Source organism: Kineococcus deserti, assembly GCF_050871945.1.
GTDB lineage: Bacteria > Actinomycetota > Actinomycetes > Actinomycetales > Kineococcaceae > Kineococcus.
This window is the reverse complement of record NZ_JBJLSI010000003.1, coordinates 203,629-219,647: the sequence shown is the minus strand read 5'-3', so window position 1 is coordinate 219,647 and position 16,019 is coordinate 203,629. Positions and strand designations below refer to the sequence as shown.

Genomic DNA, 16,019 nt, shown 5'->3' with positions numbered 1-16,019 from the left:
GCCGAATGTCCGGTCCGTCCAGGAGCCCGCGGTGACCGCCGAGGCCCCCGCCCACGAGCAGGCCGCGCGGCTCCTGCAGATCGCCCAGCGGTGCGCCGACACCGCGATCGCCGAGGCGCAGGAGACCGCCGCCCGCCTGGTCGCCGAGGCCCGGGCGCACGCCGAGGCCCTGGAACGGGCCGGTCGCGAGCAGCTGGACCTGGCCCGGGCCGAGGTCGCGCGGCTGCAGGGCGCCGAGGCGGAGGTCCGCGCGGGAGTGGCGCGACTGCGCGACCAGCTGGCCGGCGCCCTGGAGGTGCCCGCGGCGACGCAGCCGGAGCCGTCCCTGTACGAGCGGCTCGGCGGTACCGCCGGGATCGGCGCGGCCGTGGAGGCGTTCTACGAGCGCGTCGTGGCCGACCCGCAGCTGGCCCCCTACTTCGCCGGCACGGACATGGCGACGTTGCGGCGCCACCAGACGGCGCTGCTGTCGCAGGTGACGGGTGGACCGGCGCACTACGCGGGCCGGGACCTGTCCCGGGCGCACGCCCGGCTCGGGATCACCGCCGGGGACTTCGACCGCGTGGTGGAGCACCTGGCCGGCACCCTCACCGACCTGGGGGTGGCGCCCGCCGACGTGGAGGCGGTGGGTGCGGCGCTCACCGCCCACCGCGGCGACATCGTGCAGGACCGCGCGCAGGACCCCGCGCAGGACGGCACGAGTCCCGTCGGCGTCGACTGAGGACGACGGTGGACGTCCCCCGGATGCGGCGCAGCTTCCGCAAGGCCGAGCAGGCCGGCGACGATGCCCCGCTGTGGTTCTACTCCCACCTGTTCGTCACCCACCCCGAGACGCGGGCGCTGTTCCCGGTCTCGATGGCGACCCAGCGCGACCGCCTGTTCGCCGCCCTCGGGCAGGTCGTCGCCCTCGTCGACGACCTCGACACGCTCGTCCCGGTGCTGCAGGGCCTGGGCCGGGACCACCGCAAGTTCGGCACCGTCGCCGCGCACTACCCGGCGGTGGGCGCCAGCCTGCTGGCCACGCTGGCGCACTTCGACGACGAGTGGGACGACGCCCTCGCCGCCGACTGGGCCGCCGCCTACGAGCTGGTGGCCCGGGTGATGGTCGAGGCCGCCGAGCAGGCCTCGGACGCCCCGCCCTGGTGGGAGGCCGACGTCCTGACCTGCGAGCGCCGCACGCTGGGCGTCACGGTCCTGCAGGTCCGCCCGCGCCAGGAGCTGCCGTTCCGGGCGGGTCAGTCGATCTCGGTGGAGACGGGGCTGCGGCCACGGCTGTGGCGGTACTACGCGCCGGCGAACGCGCCCCGTCCCGACGGGGTCCTGGAGCTGCACGTCGAGGCGCACGACGGCGGGCCGGTCAGCACGGCGCTGGCCTGGCAGCTGGCCCCCGGTGACGTGCTGCGGCTGGGTCCGGCGCTGGGGCGGTTCACGCTGCCGGCGGCCTCGGACCGCGACCTGCTGCTGGTCGGCGGTGGAACGGGGCTGGCACCGCTGAAGGCCCTGCTCGACGAGGTCGCCCGCACCGGCCCGGCACGCCGGGCCGACCTCGTCCTGGCCGGTGAGCCGTACGACCTGCCGGCGCTGCTGGAGCTGGCCGAGAAGTTCCCGTGGCTGACCCTCACCCCCGCCGTGCCGGACGAGGACGGCGAGCTCGCCGACGTCCTGGAGTCCCGGGGCCCGTGGACGAGCCGGGAGGTCTTCGTGGCGGGGCCGGGGGCCCTGGTGCGCGCGGTCGCCGCGGCCCTGACCGGGCAGGGCCTGCCACCGGAGCGGCTGCACACCGAGACGTTCAGCCCCAGCCGTCCGAGTTCCCGCGCCGAAGGGGAGGTCTCCTCGTGAGCCAGCAGGGAGGTGAGCGGCTCACCGCCGCCGCCGTGCACGGTGCCGCCTTCACCCGCGCCAGCCGGCGGGACCCGGGGTACGCGGACGGTGAGGTCGACGCGTTCCGCCGGCTGGTCGAGCAGGAGCTGACGCGGCTGGCGGCGGAGAAGGCCGACCTGGACGGCCAGGTGCACGCCCTGCGCCGCGAGCTCGAGCAGGCGCGGGCCCGCGCGCAGGAGCCGCGGCCGCCGCGGGAGGAGGAGGTGTCGGTCCAGGCCGTGCACATCCTGGCCGCGGCCCAGCAGACGGCCGACCAGTACGTCGCGGAGGCCGAGGAGTTCAGCCGCCGCGTGACCGGGGAGGCGCGCGAGCGGTACGAGCAGGTGGTGGCGCAGGCCCGCACCGAGGCCGACACCGTGCTGCGGGAGGCGGCGGCGCTGGCCGCCGTCGCGCGCACCGCCGCCCCGCAGCAGGCACCGGACGCGCGCCGGCTCGAGGAGGAGGTGGCCTACCTGCAGGCGTTCGGCCAGGCCTGCCGCACGCAGCTGCGGTCCTACCTGGAGGCGCTGATCGACGACGTGGAGCGGGAGTGGGGCCGCGCCGACCCGAACGCGGCCGCGGCCCACCACGAGCCGACGGACCGGCCTTCGCAGCAGGACGGCCACCCACCCGTCGTGGACGGGCAGGTGGCCGACGTGACGGTCTAGGCCGTCCGGTTCAGACGCGGAACCGGCCGACCTGCTCGCGCAGCTGCACGGCCGTCGTCGCCAGTTCCTGCACGGCCACCCGGGTCTGGGCGGCGCCCTCGCTGGTGACGGCGGCGGCCTCGGCCACCGAGCCGACGTTCTCGGCGATCTGACCGGACCCGGCGGCGGCGTCGGCGACGTTGCGGTTCATCTCCGAGGTCGTGGCGGTCTGCTCCTCCACGGCCGAGGCGATGGTGCTCTGGTGGTCGGAGATCTGGTTGATGACGCCGGCGATCTCGGCGATGGCCGCGGCGGCCGAGGAGGCGTCCTCCTGGATGCGCTGCACGCGGCGGGCGATGTCCTCGGTGGCCTGCGCGGTCTGGACGGACAGTTCCTTGACCTCGCCGGCGACGACGGCGAACCCCTTGCCGGCGTCCCCGGCGCGGGCGGCCTCGATGGTCGCGTTGAGCGCGAGCAGGTTGGTCTGCTCGGCGATGGCGGTGATGGCGCGCACGACGTCACCGATCTCGCGCGAACTCTCCCCCAGCGCCGAGACCGTGGTGTTGGTCGCGTCGGCCAGGCCGACGGCGGTCCCGGCGACGCGGGCGACGTCGGTGGTGCCGCCCGCGATCTCCGAGATGGAGGCGCCCATCTCCTCGGCGCTGGCGGCGACGGTCTGCAGGTTCCCGGACACCTCGCCCGCGGCGGCGGCCACGAGCTGGGCCTGGGCCGAGGTGCGGTGGGCGGACTCGGCGATGCTGGCCGAGGTGGCGGTCATCTCCTCGGTGGCCGCGGAGACCGCGGTGGAGGACTCGCCGACGGCGGCCAGCAGCGAGCGCAGGTTGGCCAGCGCGGTGTTCAGCGCGCGGGCGGTGTCACCGAGCTCGTCGGTGGAGTCGACCTCGACGTCGTGGGTCAGGTCGCCGTCGGCCAGCGCGAGCGCCGAGTCCCGCAGCCGCTGCACGCGGCGCACGATCGTCGAGCCCACGACCAGCGCCAGCACGGTGGCCAGGGCCAGGCCCACCAGACCGACCACGACGATGACCGTGACGGTGGAGGTGGCCGCGTCCCGGGCCTCGGCGACGGCGGCGGCGCCGAGCTGGGTCTGCTCGTCGTTCTCGGCGGAGATGTCGTCGAGGAACCGGGTCGTCAGGTCGCGGACCTGGTCGACGTAGGCGGCCTCGTAGGCCTGCGGGCCCTGGGCGGCGACGGGCTTGATCGCCTCGAAGGCGGCCCAGTAGGCGTCGAGCGTCTCCTGCGCGTCGGCCATGGCGGCCTCGTCGACGACGAACGGCTCGTAGGCGGCCAGCGACGCCTCGAGCTTGGCCTTGTACTCGTCCTGCTGGGTCAGGATCTTGGCGCGGTCGGCCTCGGCCACGGGCCCGTACTCGATGACGCGGGTCTTGGTGGCCTGGAACCAGCGCTGGGCGTCGGCGAGGTCGGTGCGCGGGGCGACGTGCAGGCGCTGGTTGGCCTCCATCGCCGAGCGCAGCTCCAGGACGCGGCTGACGCCGACGGCCCCGATGACGAGGGAGACGACGGCCATGACGGCGATGACCGCGGTGATCTTGATCCGGACGGGGAGGTCGTCGACTGCGCGCACGACTCCCCATCGGCAAGATCACGACCAGTCTGACCCACCGCCTGCGCAGCAGAGTGCCTGATCACCGCAGTGCTCGATCACGGGAGGCCTGGACGGCGGCACCCCCACCGTGATCAAGCACTGCGGTGATCGAGCACTGCGGTGCGTCAGCGGGCGCCGCGCGCCAGGGTCTCGGTGACCAGCGGTGCGATCTGGTCGGCTTCGAGCAGGAAGCCGTCGTGACCGGAGGCCGACGTCACCAGCCGCAACCCGCCGACCACCGCGGGCGCAGCCTCGACGATGCGCCGGGAGTCGGCGACGGGGTAGAGCCGGTCGGAGTCGACGGCCACGACGACCAGCGGCACGGTGATCGCGGCCAGCGCGGCCTGCGTCCCGCCGCGGCCGAAGCCGACGTCCCAGGTGTTCATGGCGTCGGTCAGCGCGACGTAGGAGCCGGCGTCGAAGCGGCGCACGAGCTTGTCGGCGTGGTGGTCGAGGTAGCTCTGCACGGCGTAGCGGCCCGGCGCGGTCGGTGACAGCGGGTCCTCGCCGAACTGGGCCGCGCGGCCGAAGCGGACGTCGAGCTCGGCGGCCGTGCGGTAGGACAGGTGCGCCAGGCGCCGGGCCAGCCCGAGCCCGGTGTGCGGGCCCTGCCCGTCGGGGCGGGAGTGGTAGTCCCCGCCGCACCAGCCCGGGTCGGAGACGATGGCGGTGATCTGGGCGCTCTGGCCGCCGATCTGGTCGGCCGTGGCGGCGGCCGCCGAGGCCAGCACGAGCGCCGCACCGACCCGGTCGGGTCGGGCCGCAGCCCATTCCAGCGACCGCATGCCGCCCATCGACCCGCCGAGGACGGCGGCGAAGCGGGCGATGCCGAGCTGGTCGGCCAGCCGCACCTCGGCCGCGACCTGGTCGCCGACGGTGATGCGCGGGAACGCCGACCCCCACGGCAGCGTGGTGCCGGGCCGGAACGAGGAGGGACCCGTCGACCCCTGGCAGCCGCCGAGGACGTTGGCGGCCACGACGAACCACTCGTCGGTGTCCAGCGCCTTGCCCGGGCCGACGAGCGCCGACCACCAGCCGGCCGTGGGGTGCCCGGGGCCGGCCTCGCCGGTGACGTGGGTGTCACCGGTCAGGGCGTGCTCGACGAGCACGGCGTTGGAGCCGTCGGCGTTCAGCGTCCCCCAGGTCTCGTAGGCGATCCGCACGCCCGGGAGCACGCCCCCCAGCTGCAGCGGGAGGTCACCGACGTCGGCGAAGCGCCGGCGGCCGACCGGGTCGCCCTCGCGCCAGCCCCCCGACGCCGGCGGGGCCGGGGGTGCCAGCGCGCGCGACACCTGCTCCGGGACGTCCAGCTGCCGGGCACCCACCACGTCGACGACCACCACTCCTGCGCTCAACCCCTCGACCTCGACCACCCAGTGTCCCCGATGCGTGGGGCTCAGGCGGACACGGCGGCCGCGACGGAGGCCGCGGCCGCGAACCCGACCCGCAGGTCGGCGAGGATGTCGTCGAGGTTCTCGATGCCGACGGCCAGCCGCACCAGCCCCGGGGTGACCCCGGAGGCCAGCTGCTCGGCCTCGGTCAGCTGGCTGTGCGTCGTCGAGGCCGGGTGCACCACGAGGGAGCGCACGTCGCCGATGTTGGCGACGTGGCTGTGCAGCACGAGCGCGTCGACGAACGCCTTGCCGGCGGCCAGGCCGCCGGCGATCTCGAACGCCAGCACCGCCCCGGAACCCTTGGGCGCGTACTTGCGGGCCTGCGCGTGCCAGGGCGAGGACTCCAGCGAGGCGTAGTTGACGCGGAGCACGTCGTCGCGCCCCTGCAGGAAGCGCGCCACCGCCTGGGCGTTCTGCACGTGCCGCTCGACCCGCAGCGACAGCGTCTCCAGGCCCTGGGCGATGAGGAAGGCGTTGAACGGGGCGATCGCCGGGCCGAGGTCGCGCAGCAGCTGCACCCGCAGCTTGGTGAGGAAGGCGGCCGGGCCGACGGCGTCGGTGAACACGACGCCGTGGTAGCTCGGGTCGGGCGTGGTGAGGCCGGGGAAGCGGCCCGAGGCGGCCCAGTCGAAGCGGCCGGAGTCGACGACGACGCCGGCGACGGCCGTGCCGTGGCCGCCGAGGTACTTCGTCGCCGAGTGCACGACGACGTCGGCGCCGTGCTCGAAGGGGCGGACCAGGTAGGGCGTGGCGATGGTGTTGTCGACGACGAGCGGGACGCCGTGCTCGTGCGCCACACCGGCGACGACCTCGAGGTCGAGGACGTCACCGGCGGGGTTGGAGATCGTCTCGCCGTAGAACAGCTTGGTCTCCGGGCGCACGGCCGCCGCCCACGAGGCGGCGTCGTCGGGGTCGTCCACGAAGCTGACCGAGATGCCCATCTTGGGCAGCGTGTGGTGGAAGAGGTTGTAGGTCCCCCCGTACAGCCGGGGGGAGGAGACGACGTGGTCGCCGGCGGAGGCGATGTTGAGGATCGCCAGCGTCTCGGCGGCCTGGCCGGAGGCGACGAGGAGGGCGCCGATGCCGCCTTCGAGCGCGGCGATGCGCTGCTCGACGGTGTCCTGCGTCGGGTTCATGATCCGCGTGTAGATGTTGCCGAGCTCGGTGAGCCCGAACAGCGCCGCGGCGTGGTCGGTGTCCCGGAAGGCGTAGCTGGTCGTCTGGTAGATCGGCAGCGCGCGGGCGCCGGTGGTCGGGTCCGGGGTCTGCCCGGCGTGGACCTGGAGGGTCTCGAAGCTCCAGGAGGCGGGGTCGACGGCAGGGGTCTGTTCGGTGCTCACGCGAGGTCCTTCGTGCAGGCGGGACGGGGGTCGGGGCGGGTCAGGACCGCCGACACCACCCGTCGAACAGGTACTCGCGTCGGCTCGGCCAGAACGGGTCGAGCACGACCAGCGGTGGGAGCACGTCCCGATGGTGCCGCCGCGGTGAACGCTTCGGCAACTCCCTGGCGGGCGCCTCCGCGGCGGGCGGCGCCAGCACCTTCCATGATCAACTGAGAGTGTTCTGCCGAACACGGCGCGGAATCTTCACAGGTCTGGCAGGCTGGCGGTGGAACTGTGTGCAACCACTTGCTCACCGTCAGCACTACTACTCAGTCTGGAGCGCCGATGGACGACCAGCGCACGACCGCGCAGGTGGCGGACGACTCGATCCAGGTCATCCGCTGGGACGCTCCGGCGTGGGCCTCCAGAGGACTGGAGGTCGAAGGCGGCTGGCTGCACAGCTTCGAGGCGCGGGTCGTCCCGCTCGAAGGTGACGAGGGCGCCGAGCGCCCCTGCCCGGTGCGGCTGGAGTCCACCGACCTGGCCTACGCCGAAGGCGGGCAGACCGTCCTGCGCCGCTTCGGCCCGCGCGTGTTCATCGGCGACATCGCCCAGCTGTCCCTGCCCGAGGCCCACCGCCTCGTCGCCGCGCTGACCGAGGTCATCGAGCGGGCCGAGCGCCCCGCGCCCTGACCGGCGCCCGGTCGCCGAGCCAGCGCGTCATCGGCGCCTCGATCCAGCGGTGCACCAGGTGCGCGACGCCCAGGCACGCCGCCAGGACGGCGAGCACGACCAGCACGCGCAGGGGCACGGCGCCGGGCAGCCCGAACCGGGCCAGCACCGCGGCCAGCGCCCCCAGCAGCGGGACGTGCACGAGGTACAGCGAGTACGAGGACGTCGCCACCGACGTCAGGAACCGCGGGCTGCGCCACCCGCGGCGCTGCTCCAGCACGACCAGGCCGTACAGGAACACGCAGACCGCCACCGTCGTGCCGAAGAACCGGTAGTCCTGGCTCGTCCCGTCGAACCCCGGCACCAGCCGCAGCCCGGTGAGGGCCGCCAGCGCCAGCGCCCCCACCGCCAGGGCCGCGCGACCGTGGGCGCGGACCCCGGACAGCAGCAGCTGCGCCAGCAGCGCCCCCAGCAGCGGGTGCAGGTTGAACAGGCTGCCCAGCGCGGCCAGTGCCGGGCCACCGGTGCCCTCGGGCGACACCCGCAGCACCACGTTGACCACCAGCACCACGACCGCCCACGCGGCCAGGACGCTCCACAGCCCGCGGGAGCTGCGGGTCAGCAGACCGAGGTGGAAGACCAGGTAGAACGCCACGATGTGGGTCAGCGTCCAGCCGACCAGCAGCAGCGGCAGTCCCGGCTGCGGCAGCAGCAGGAAGGAGGCCAGGACGTCGGGGGCGTGCTCCTGGTTGCCGTTGACCTCCCCCGGCATCACCACGGCGATGGCCAGGACCCCCAGCGTGGCCAGCCAGTACAGCGGCAGGACGCGGACGAGCCGGCGCCACAGCGACGTCCCGACGCTGCGCTCGCCCAGCCGCGGCCCGGCCGCGGTCAGCACGAGGAAGAACCCGCTGAGGGTGAGGAAGACGTCGACCCCGATGCCGACGGTCGCCTCGCGCAGCCAGGCGAAGGCGCCCGGCCCGCCGTCGAAGACCTTGCCCTCGAACCCCACCGGCCCGGTGAGGTGGGCGACCACGACGAGGACGGCGGCCAGCGCCCGGACGGCGTGCACCGAGTGCGTGGAGACCCGTTGCCGCCGGAGGGTCACCGTCGCCGGCGCCGCCCCTTCCTGCACCGGCAGAGACGGTGGGGTCAGGTTGCTGGACATGGTGCCGGATCCTGGCAGACACCTGTGCCCGCGGTCACCACCTCCCCCGTTCGGCCCAGTCCGGTCCCCTGTTCGGCTCAACCAGGTCCCCCCGTTCGGCCCGGCACGACCACCCGTCCGGCCCGATCCGGTCCCCCGGACGGCCCATTCCCGCCCCGCACCGGGCCACCGGCTACGTTGCGGCCATGACGCAGCGCAGCGGCCGAGCGGTCCGCATCACCGAGCCCGGCTACCTCGAACTCCTCGACGACGTCGACGTCCCCGCCCCCGGACCGGGTGAGGCGCTGGTGGAGATCGCCTACTGCGGCATCTGCGGCTCCGACCGCGAGGTCTTCGCCGGCACCCGTCCCGCCGAGTTCGTCCGCTACCCCGTCGTCCCCGGCCACGAGTGGTCCGGCACGGTGCGCGAGGTGGGGCCGGGGGTGCCCGAGGGCATCGTCGGCCGTGGTGTCGTCGGCCAGGGCATCCGCACGGCCGAGGGCACCCCGAGCTCGGTCGAGGGCGACACCGAGGGCTGGGCGCAGGCGTACGAGGAGACCGGGTTCACCCTGCCCGGCGGCTGGTCGACCTGGCTGACGATCCCGGCCCGCTACCTGCACCTGCTGCCCGAGGGCGCCGACCTGCGCGCCGCGGCCGGCATCGAGCCGGCGGCCTGCGTGGCCGAGGCCGTCCTGCTGGCCGACGTCAGCGCCGGCTCCAAGGTCGCCGTCGTGGGCGCCGGCACGCTGGGCCTGCTGTGCGTGCAGCTGCTCGCGGGCGCCGGCTGCCAGGTGACCGTGGTGCACCACAACGAGGACCGCCGCGAGCTGGCGGCGACCTGCGGCGCGGCGCACTACACCCCCGACGCGGGCACGCTGGCGGACGGGACCTTCGACGCCGTCATCGAGGCCGCGGGCGTTCCCGGCGTCGCCCGAACGTCGGTCCGGCTGACCCGGCGCGGCGGCCGGGTGGTCCTGACCGGCATCCCCGCGCAGGACGCCGACGACCTGTCCTCCCTGGACCTGGTCTCGCGCAACGTGCACGTCCTGACCGTCTTCGGCGCCCCGACCCGTGCCTGGGCCTACGCCGTGCGCGCGTTCTCCGCCGGCGTCCTGGACCCGGCCCCGCTGATCACCCACGAGTTCGACCTCGCCGAGGCCCAGCAGGCGCTCGACGTCCTCGCCGCCCGTTCCGGGGCACTGAAGGTGCTGCTCAAGCCCTGACTTCTAGAAGCGAACCCCTTGCCGTTCCAGGGGTTTCGTGGCAACCGGGTGGTTGTGGCCGCCGGCGCTCAACAGCTCCGGCGGCCGGGCCGAAGCGCTGACGTGACCGCATCGCACCCGGCCCGGGCCCGCACGACGAGGAAGTCGCGCCCGTTGCAGTCCACCCTGCTCGGCCTCGTGCTCGTCCCCGTCCTGGGGCTGTCCGCCGTCGCCGCGGTCTCGGTCGACGACCGGCTGGGGCACGCCCGCGACGCCGAGACCGCCCTGGCCGAGGTGCAGGCCGCCGTCGCGCTCGACGGCCTGCGCAGCGCCGTGGCCCAGGAGGTCGTCCCGGTCCTGGGGGCCAACCTCGGCGTCGTCGGCGGCCAGGCCGCCGCCGTCGACAGCACGGTCGCCACGGACACGGCCGTCACGACCGCCGCCTCCGGGCTCGCCGCCGACACCGCCCGCGAGGCCGCCCTCGCCCTGCACGCCGCCCGCGAGACGATCCGGACCGACCTCGACGCCGGCTACTCCCGCTACGACGACCTGCTGGCCGACCTGGCCGGCGAGGTCAACGGGCACCTGCGCACCGCCCGCGCGCTGGGGCTGGACGGTGAGCTGGCCACCGCCCTGGCCGACCTGCAGCGCACCTCCCGGGCCACCGGCCTGGCCAGCCTGGAGATCTCCTCCTACCTGGCCACCGTCGCCCGGGCGCAGACCGTCGACCGCGCGCAGTTCCTGAAGGTCTGGGGCGCCTACCGGCAGGCCGCGGCCGACGTCTCGACCCTGTCCGAGCCGGCCGTGGTCGCGGCCTGGCGGGCGGCCACCGGGACGCAGGCGGCCCGGCAGCTGGCCGAGGTGCTCGACAGCGCAGCCCTCGACGGGACCTCCGGTGGCGCACCACCCGACCCGGCCGACCTGACCGCCCTCGCCCTCGACGCGGCCCAGCGCGACGAGGACCTGCGTGAGGTCCTGACCGGGGCCGCCGCGAACGTCGTCGACCAGGCCCAGCGGCAGTCCGACGAGGCCCGCGGCCAGCTGCAGCGGCTGCTCGTCCTGTGCGGGCTGGTCGTGGCGGCGACCCTGACCGGCACCCTGGTCGTGCGCCGGGTCATCGCCGGGCCGCTGGGCCGGCTGGCCGGGCAGGCCCGCGCCGTGGCCGCCGGCGAGCTGGTCGACGTCTCCGAGAACGGCCCCACCGAGGTCCGCGTGGTGGCCCAGGGCCTGTCCGCGGCGGTCGACAGCCTGCGGCAGGTCCGCGCCCAGGCCCGGGCCATCGCGGCGGGCGACCTGGACTCCGAGGTCGTCCGCACCCCGGTGCCCGGCCCGCTGGGCGAGGTCGTGCACGCCTCGGTCACCCAGGTCCTGGCCGCCTTCCACGAACGCGAGCGGCTGCAGGCGGACCTGGCCCACCAGGCCGCCCACGACGCGCTGACCGAACTGCCCAACCGCGCCCAGACCCTCGAACTCGCCGGCCGCGCCCTGCACCGCGCGGCCCGCCAGCACGGCAACGGGGGCCGGGTCGGGCTGCTGTTCGTCGACCTCGACCACTTCAAGGCCGTCAACGACAGCTTCGGCCACGCCGCCGGCGACGAGCTCCTGCGCACCGTGGCCACGCGCATGCACGACACCGTCCGCGGCGGCGACGTCGTGTGCCGGCTCGGCGGGGACGAGTTCGTCGTCCTGGTCGAGGGGGTGGAGGACGAGAAGGGCCTGGTCGACCTCGGGCAGCGTCTCATCGCCGCCGTCAGCGCCCCCGTCGCCCTGGCCGGGCTGCCCCAGGCCCAGCACGTGCGCGTCGGCGCCAGCATCGGCGTGGCGGTCAGCGCCCCCGGCGCCCTGGACGCCGAACGGCTCGTGCAGGACGCCGACGCGGCCGTCTACCGCGCCAAGAACGCCGGCCGCGGGATCGTGGAGGTCTTCGACGACGAACTGCGCGCCGAGCTGTCGGCCCGCTCGGAGCTGGAGACGGCGCTGCGGCACGGCCTGGAGACCGGCGAACTCGTCCTGTACTACCAGCCGGTGCTGGACCTGGAGACCGGCCGGACCAGGAGCGTCGAGGCGCTCGTGCGCTGGCAGCGGCCCGGGCACGGGCTCGTCCCGCCGGACGCGTTCATCCCCGTCGCCGAGGCCTCCTCGCTGATCTGCGACCTGGGCCGGTGGGCGCTGGCCGAGGCCACCGCGCAGCTGGTCCGCTGGGACCGCGAGGGCGGCGAGCGCACCGGCCTCGGCGTGGCGGTGAACATCTCCGGCCGGCACCTGGCCCAGGCCCACCTGCTGGACGACGTCACCGACGCCCTGACCGCCAGCGGCGTCGTCCCCTCGCGGCTGACGATCGAGATCACCGAGACCGTCCTGGTCGACGAGCCGCTGGCGCTGGAGCACCTGCGCTCGCTGCGCGAGATCGGCGTCCGGGTCGCCATCGACGACTTCGGCACCGGTTACACCTCGATCGGCCAGCTGTCCCGGCTGCCGGTGGACGTGCTGAAGATCGACCGCAGCTTCGTGTCCTCCCCCGACGCCGGGCACGCCGACCTCGTCCGGTTGCTCATCAGCGCCGCGCACAGCTTCTCCCTGGGCGTGGTGGCCGAGGGCGTGGAGGAGGACACCCAGCTCTCGGCGCTGCTGGCGGCCTCCTGCGACGCGGCGCAGGGCTACCTGTTCGCCCGGCCGGTCCCGGCCGCGGACCTGCCGGCGGCGTCGATCCTCGTGACGTGAGGCACGCGCGGGTGTCCGCCCGCCCGGCGCCGCCACCGTCGACCTCGGAGTGACTACCGGTCGACGCACCGTCACAACTACTGTGGCGCGGGACCAGCACCTGCAGGACCGTCGAGGAGCGTTCCGTGCCACTGCCCCGCCCTCGGCGACGAAGACCCGGTTCGCTGCAGCGCAGCCTCATCGGCCTCGTCCTGGTCCCCGTCGTCGGCCTGGTCGGGATCATGGCCTACACCGTCGACGACCAGGCCGGCCGCGCGCAGGCCGCCGCGGCCGCCGCCGACGACGTCAGCAGCGCCGTCGCCCTGGACGCCCTGCGCGCCGCCGTGGCACGCGAGGTCGTCCCCGTCCTGGGCAAGGCCGTCCTGGACGACCCGGGCACCGCGACCTCCGTCGGGGTCGACTCCGGCCAGCTGTCCTCCGTCGCCACCCTCGCCGGCCCGGCGCTGCAGACCCAGCTGGCCACCGCCCGCCGGGGCACCGACGAGGCCGTCGCGCAGGCCCGCGGCACCGGGGCGGCACGGCAGGCCCAGGCCGCGGCGGCCACCGTGGCGCGGCTGCGGGAGGAGTCCACCGGCGGCACGAACCTGGCCGACGTCTTCGCCGGCTACCAGAGGGTCGCGCAGGACCTGGCCGGGCAGGTCAGCGCGCTCCTGCAGGCCGCCCGGTCCGAGGGCCTCGACGCCGCCGGCACCAGCACGCTGGCCGACCTGCAGCTGGTCTCCCGCGCCTCGGCCCTGGCCAGCGTCGAGGTTCCCCTCTACTTCGCCGCCGCCACCACCGGCGGGGCGAACGAGACCGCGTTCCTGTCCGCCTGGGGCGGTTTCCGCACCGCCGCCGCCGAGGTCGTCGCGCAGGGCTCCCCCGAGGTGGTCCAGCGGTGGGCCCAGGCCACCGGGGAGCCCGGCGCGCGCGACGTGGACCTGCTCCTGCAGGCCGGCGCGCTGCAGGAGCAGACCCTCAGCGTGGAGCAGTTCGTGGGGCTGGCCTCGGCCAACGGCAGCCGCGACGAGTCGCTGCGCCGGGTCGTCGACGAGATCGGCGCCCAGGCCGTGGACGCCGCCGGCGGACCGGCCGAACGGGCCAGCCGCACGCTGTGGATCCTCCTGGCCGTGTGCTCCCTCGTCGTCCTGGGCACCCTGGCCGCGGCCGTGCTGATCCGGCGCTGGATCGCCGCACCGCTGCGCCGGCTGGCCGAGCAGGCCCGCGCCGTCAGCGACGGCGACCTCCTCGACGTCGAGGAGAGCGGCCCCGTGGAGGTGCGCACGGTGGCCCGCGGCCTGGCCGTGGCCGTCGACAACCTGCGCCGGGTGCGCGACCAGGCGCAGGCCGTGGCCGACGGCGCCCTGGACGCCGACGTCGTGCGCCGGCCGGTGCACGGCCCGCTGGGCGAGGTCGTGCACGCCTCGGTGCGGCGCATGGTCAGCGCCCTGCACGAACGGGAACAGCTGCAGGCCGTCCTGGCCCACCAGGCCTCCCACGACGCGCTCACCGCCCTGCCCAACCGGGTCCGGGCGGCCGAGCTCATCGACGCCTCCCTGCACCGGACGGCGCAGGTGGGTGGCCGGACCGGGCTGCTGTTCGTCGACCTCGACCACTTCAAGGCCGTCAACGACACCCACGGCCACGCGGCCGGGGACGAACTGCTGCAGGTGGTCAGCGCCCGCATGACGGACTGCCTGCGGCAGGGGGACGCCCTCGCGCGGCTCGGCGGGGACGAGTTCGTCGTCGTCGTGGACCGGCCGGGGGACGAGGACGACGGGCACGCCGGTCTGGTCGACCTCGGCAACCGCCTCATCGACGCCGTCTGCGCCCCGGTCGACCTGTCCGGCCGGCACGCCGGCGTCCGGGTGCGCGTCGGGGCCAGCGTCGGGGTGGCCCTCAGCCCCGCCGGCGGCGGCTCGGCCGAACGGCTCCTGCTCGAGGCCGACGTCGCCGCCTACCGCGCCAAGGCCGCCGGCCGCGGGACCGTCGCCGTCTTCGACGAGGCCCTGCGCACCGAGCTGGCCCGGCGCAGCGACCTGGAGGAGGCGCTGCGCGCCGGGCTCGAGGACGGTGAGCTCGTCCTGCACTACCAGCCCGTGCTGGACCTGACGACCTCGGCGGTCACCGGCGTCGAGGCGCTCGTGCGCTGGCACCGGCCCGGTCACGGCCCCGTCGACCCCGACGCCTTCATCCCCGTCGCCGAGGACTCCGACCTCGTCTGCGACCTCGGCCGCTGGGCGCTGACCGAGGCGGCCGCACAGCTGGCCGCCTGGGACGCCGAGGGCGGACCGCTGGCCGGCATCACCGCCGCCGTCAACGTCTCCGGCCGGCACCTGGCCCAGCCCCGGCTGCTGGGTGACGTGGCCGTGGCCCTGGCCCGCGCCGGGATCGTCCCCGAACGCCTGGTGATCGAGATCACCGAGACCGTGCTGGTCGACGAGCCCACCGCCCGCGAGCACCTGCGCGCCCTGCGGGCCCTGGGCGTCAAGGTCGCCCTCGACGACTTCGGCACCGGCTACACCTCGATCGGCCAGCTGTCCCGGCTGCCGGTGGACGTGCTGAAGATCGACCGCAGCTTCGTGGCCTCCCAGGACAGCGCGCACGCCGACCTGGTCCGGCTCGTCATCGGCGCGGCGCACAGCTTCTCCCTGGGCGTGGTGGCCGAGGGCGTGGAGGACGACGAGCAGCTGGCGGCGCTGCTGGCGGCCGACTGCGACGCCGCCCAGGGGTACCTGTTCGCCCGGCCCCTGCCCGCGGCCGACGTCAGCGCGCTCGCCACCGCCGCACGAGCGTGACGGCCCCCGAGGCCGCGACCCCGAACGCCACCGCCGCCAGGGCCCCCACCCACGGCCGGTCGCTGACGCTGCGCCCGGCCAGCCCGAGCCCGGCGTAGGCCACCGCCCAGCACGCCACGGGCAGCACGTCGGCCACGGCGAAGCGCACGAGGGGGTAGTCGGTCGCCGCGGCCGCGGCCATCACCGGCACCCGCGCCCCCGGCAGCAGCCGGGACGTCGTGAGCGTGCCGACGTCGTGCCGGGACAGCCGCCGGCCCAGGTCGTCCAGGTGCCCCTGGCGTTCGGCGCGGCGCTGCAGCGTCCGGCCCCACCGGGTGTGCGACCCGCGCAGCAGCAGCGCGTACAGGACCAGGTCGGCCACGTAGGCCGCGGCCGCCCCGACCAGGACCACCTCGGTGAAGGAGACCCACGAACGGTGGTGCCCCAGCGCCGCCATCGCGCTGACCACCGCTCCCGTCGGCAGCACCGGCAGCAGCGCCCCGACGACGACGGCCGCCAGCAGCACGCACAACGCCCACAACCAGTTGTCGGCGTGGGCGGTCGGGTCCAGGAGGTGCGCCACGGGACCTCATCCTCGCCCCCGCAGCCCGGGCGCGGCGACGCCTCCCGGCCGGCGGACAGGTGGGCACGGGTGGGGGCACCCGTCCGCGTCC

The 16,019-nt window shown here is 75.4% G+C and carries 12 protein-coding genes; 7 read left to right on the top strand and 5 right to left on the bottom strand.

The window, feature by feature from the left end:
* Window positions 1-31: 31 nt before the first annotated feature.
* Genes ACRYR2_RS04235 through ACRYR2_RS04225 form a run of 3 tightly spaced genes read left to right on the top strand, consistent with a single transcriptional unit; the run spans window position 32 to window position 2,528 of the window.
* Entirely contained in the window at window positions 32-721 is a 690-nt protein-coding gene (locus ACRYR2_RS04235) for a globin domain-containing protein (RefSeq protein WP_432561573.1), read from the top strand.
* A gap of 8 nt (window positions 722-729) precedes the next feature.
* A complete protein-coding gene (locus ACRYR2_RS04230; protein WP_432561572.1) occupies window positions 730-1,839 on the top strand; it encodes a globin domain-containing protein in 1,110 nt (369 codons plus the stop codon).
* Complete coding sequence (locus ACRYR2_RS04225; RefSeq protein ID WP_432561571.1) at window positions 1,836-2,528, top strand: DivIVA domain-containing protein; 693 nt, start codon at window positions 1,836-1,838, stop codon at window positions 2,526-2,528. Before ACRYR2_RS04230 ends, ACRYR2_RS04225 begins: the two co-directional genes overlap by 4 nt.
* Before the next feature lie 10 nt (window positions 2,529-2,538).
* On the opposite strand, the gene ACRYR2_RS04220 is transcribed toward ACRYR2_RS04225, so the two are convergent.
* The 3 genes from ACRYR2_RS04220 to ACRYR2_RS04210 form a co-directional block, all read right to left on the bottom strand.
* The gene (locus tag ACRYR2_RS04220; protein WP_432561570.1) at window positions 2,539-4,110 is read right to left on the bottom strand and encodes a methyl-accepting chemotaxis protein; all 1,572 of its coding nucleotides are present in this window, start codon (window positions 4,108-4,110) and stop codon (window positions 2,539-2,541) included.
* 146 nt (window positions 4,111-4,256) lie between these two features.
* Window positions 4,257-5,423 carry a homoserine O-acetyltransferase MetX gene (metX, locus tag ACRYR2_RS04215; RefSeq protein ID WP_432561615.1) on the bottom strand — a complete coding sequence of 389 codons (1,167 nt, stop codon included), beginning with the start codon at window positions 5,421-5,423 and terminating at the stop codon, window positions 4,257-4,259.
* A gap of 104 nt (window positions 5,424-5,527) precedes the next feature.
* The gene (locus ACRYR2_RS04210) at window positions 5,528-6,865 is read right to left on the bottom strand and encodes a bifunctional o-acetylhomoserine/o-acetylserine sulfhydrylase (protein ID WP_432561569.1); all 1,338 of its coding nucleotides are present in this window, start codon (window positions 6,863-6,865) and stop codon (window positions 5,528-5,530) included.
* A gap of 327 nt (window positions 6,866-7,192) precedes the next feature.
* Here ACRYR2_RS04210 and ACRYR2_RS04205 point away from each other — a divergent pair, with 327 nt between their 5' ends.
* Window positions 7,193-7,540 (top strand): hypothetical protein, encoded by a 348-nt coding sequence (locus tag ACRYR2_RS04205; RefSeq protein ID WP_432561568.1) that lies wholly within the window; start codon window positions 7,193-7,195, stop codon window positions 7,538-7,540.
* On the opposite strand, the gene ACRYR2_RS04200 is transcribed toward ACRYR2_RS04205, so the two are convergent.
* Entirely contained in the window at window positions 7,509-8,687 is a 1,179-nt protein-coding gene (locus ACRYR2_RS04200) for an acyltransferase family protein (RefSeq protein ID WP_432561567.1), read from the bottom strand. The two genes, ACRYR2_RS04205 and ACRYR2_RS04200, sit on opposite strands and share 32 nt — an antisense overlap.
* 185 nt (window positions 8,688-8,872) lie before the next feature.
* Here ACRYR2_RS04200 and ACRYR2_RS04195 point away from each other — a divergent pair, with 185 nt between their 5' ends.
* From ACRYR2_RS04195 to ACRYR2_RS04185, 3 genes are all read left to right on the top strand, one after another.
* The gene (locus ACRYR2_RS04195; protein WP_432561566.1) at window positions 8,873-9,889 is read left to right on the top strand and encodes a zinc-dependent alcohol dehydrogenase; all 1,017 of its coding nucleotides are present in this window, start codon (window positions 8,873-8,875) and stop codon (window positions 9,887-9,889) included.
* A 102-nt stretch (window positions 9,890-9,991) separates the two neighbouring features.
* A complete protein-coding gene (locus tag ACRYR2_RS04190; RefSeq protein WP_432561565.1) occupies window positions 9,992-12,589 on the top strand; it encodes a putative bifunctional diguanylate cyclase/phosphodiesterase in 2,598 nt (865 codons plus the stop codon).
* A 125-nt stretch (window positions 12,590-12,714) separates the two neighbouring features.
* Window positions 12,715-15,366, top strand: coding sequence for a putative bifunctional diguanylate cyclase/phosphodiesterase (locus ACRYR2_RS04185; RefSeq protein ID WP_432561564.1), 2,652 nt, complete (start codon window positions 12,715-12,717; stop codon window positions 15,364-15,366).
* Here the strand turns inward: ACRYR2_RS04185 and ACRYR2_RS04180 are convergent.
* Window positions 15,335-15,928 carry a DedA family protein gene (locus ACRYR2_RS04180; RefSeq protein ID WP_432561563.1) on the bottom strand — a complete coding sequence of 198 codons (594 nt, stop codon included), beginning with the start codon at window positions 15,926-15,928 and terminating at the stop codon, window positions 15,335-15,337. The genes ACRYR2_RS04185 and ACRYR2_RS04180 overlap by 32 nt on opposite strands.
* Between the last annotated feature and the right edge of the window lie 91 nt (window positions 15,929-16,019).

Bases quoted from the DNA above. Each gene is read 5' to 3' on its own strand.
- ACRYR2_RS04195 (WP_432561566.1), top strand. From the start codon at position 8,873: ATGACGCAGCGCAGCGGCCGAGCGGTCCGCATCACCGAGCCCGGCTAC.
- ACRYR2_RS04200 (WP_432561567.1), bottom strand. From the start codon at position 8,687: ATGTCCAGCAACCTGACCCCACCGTCTCTGCCGGTGCAGGAAGGGGCG.
- ACRYR2_RS04205 (WP_432561568.1), top strand. From the start codon at position 7,193: ATGGACGACCAGCGCACGACCGCGCAGGTGGCGGACGACTCGATCCAG.